3 protein-coding genes are annotated in these 1,914 nt (G+C 71.8%); 1 reads left to right on the forward strand and 2 read right to left on the reverse strand.

Annotated features, from left to right (window positions below; translation table 11 throughout):
• The coding region (locus FNH04_RS45480) for a UbiX family flavin prenyltransferase (protein WP_322725734.1) at positions 1-645 on the reverse strand (645 nt) is incomplete at its 3' end.
• Positions 646-738: 93 nt separating this feature from the next.
• Here FNH04_RS45480 and FNH04_RS45485 point away from each other — a divergent pair.
• Complete coding sequence (locus FNH04_RS45485; protein ID WP_152792073.1) at positions 739-1,341, forward strand: rhomboid family intramembrane serine protease; 603 nt, start codon at positions 739-741, stop codon at positions 1,339-1,341.
• A 129-nt stretch (positions 1,342-1,470) separates the two neighbouring features.
• Here the strand turns inward: FNH04_RS45485 and FNH04_RS45490 are convergent, their stop codons facing one another.
• Positions 1,471-1,746, reverse strand: a complete 276-nt coding sequence (locus FNH04_RS45490; protein WP_322725736.1) for a hypothetical protein — start codon at positions 1,744-1,746, stop codon at positions 1,471-1,473.
• Positions 1,747-1,914: the final 168 nt, after the last annotated feature.

Consider the following 1,914-nt stretch of genomic DNA (forward strand, 5'->3'; position numbering starts at 1 on the left):
CCGGTACAGCCCGTGCCCGACGCCCGCCGCGTCCAGCACCCGCCCGGCGACGAAGTCCACCAGGTCCTGGATGTGGGTGGCCCCCGCGTAGAAGGCCGGAGAGGCCGGAAGCACGGTCGCGCCCGCGTCGTCCAGGGTCACCAGGTGCCGCAGCGTCTGCCCGTTCAACGGGGTCTCGCGCACGGCGACGACCAGCTTGCGGCCCTCCTTGAGGGTCACGCTCGCGGCACGCTGCAGCAGGTCCTTGCTCAGCCCCAGCGCGACTCCGGCGACACAGGCGGTGGACGCGGGCACGATCAGCATCCCCTTGACGGGGTACGACCCGGACGAGGGCCCCGCCGCCAGATCACCGGCCGCCCAGTGCCGGACGCCGTCGACGCGTACGTCCCCGAAGACCCCCGGCTTTCCGTCGGCCCCCCGCGCCAGCCATTCCCGCAGGTCGTCGCGCCAGTGCGCGTCCCGGAAGGCGATCCCCGTCTCGTCGAGCAGCGTGAGCCGCGAGGCCCGGCTGACGACCAGATCGACGCTCTCCCCCGCATCCAGCAGCCCACGCAGCACAGCGGCGGCATAGGGGGTGCCGGACGCACCGGAGACCCCTACGATCCAAGGCGTACGCGCCGTCTCTCCTGGCTTGAGTGGGTTCACGACGCCGAGCCTATCCGGCATCCTTCGCCGGGAGGGAACCGGAGCAGGGCGCTCGGTCGTTCCCCCCGGAGACGGGACTGTATGGGGGCTGTCATGACAGGTACGGAGCTCGAGTGGTCCCGCGGCGACCGCGCGAAGGCCGCCGCGAAGCTGATGGTGGGCTGGGTGGCACTGCTGTGGCTGCTCGAAGTGGTCGACGTCGTCAGCGGTCACGCGCTGGACGACTTCGGCATCATGCCCCGCACCCTGTCCGAGCTGGTCGACATCGTCCCCGCGGCGTTCCTGCACTTCGGCTTCGCCCATGTCGCCGCCAACAGCGTGCCGCTGCTGGTCCTCGGTTTCCTCGCGGCCCTGGGCGGTCTGCGCCGCTTCGCCGCCGTGTGCGCGCTGATCATCGTCGCCGACGGCCTGGGCGTCTGGCTCCTCTCCCCGGCGAACAGCAACACGGCGGGCGCCTCGGGGCTGGTCTTCGGCCTCTTCGGCTTCCTCCTGGTCAGCGGCTTCGTCGAACGCCGGCCGCTCGGCATCGTCGTGGGCCTGCTGATCGTCGCGGTCTGGGGCGGCTCGATCCTCACCGGCATCGCCCCCACCCAGACCGGCGTCAGCTGGCAGGGCCACCTGATAGGCCTCGTGTCGGGAGCGGCGGCGGCCTACCTGTTCCGCCGCCGCGAGGCCCGCCGGGCTCTCACGGCGTAGGGGTCGTTCAGCTACGGTCGCGCGCCGTCGGGTACCCCGGAAGCCGAGCGGTGGCAACGGTCATCTTGTCCTGCCCTCGATGGCAGGCCGCATGCTGCTGACGCGTGCGGCCGTGTCTGCCCCGCTTCCTCAGGACCTCACTCGCACGGCGATCCGAAGGACGTCGGTGAGTATCCGCGTCAGCTCCACCACGAGGTACCGCAGCTCCTCGGGGCCCGACTCGTCCACCAGTTGCCGAGCATGCCCCAGCAGGACGCCCGCCATCTCCAACTGGGCACTCTCCACCACGTCAGCGCGACGCGAGAGCGGTCCGGGCAGGTCGGAGTCGGCGATGACATGAGCGGGCTTGCCGTCACCACCGCGCCAGGGCAGCAGCCGGGCCGCCTCGAAGCCGTCCGCGCTCACCCGACCTCCACTCCGTGGATCACATAGGGTCCAGGCCCGTCGAACCCGAGCTCGGCCAGCACCAGTTCCCGTCGCCGGGCAGCTTGTTCGACGGCCACGACGTAGGGGCGGACCATACGGGAGGCGGCGCCGTCGAGGGGCAGCTCGGGGCGGTGCCAGGGGCGTGGC

The organism is Streptomyces phyllanthi (assembly GCF_009377205.1).
GTDB lineage: Bacteria > Actinomycetota > Actinomycetes > Streptomycetales > Streptomycetaceae > Streptomyces > Streptomyces phyllanthi.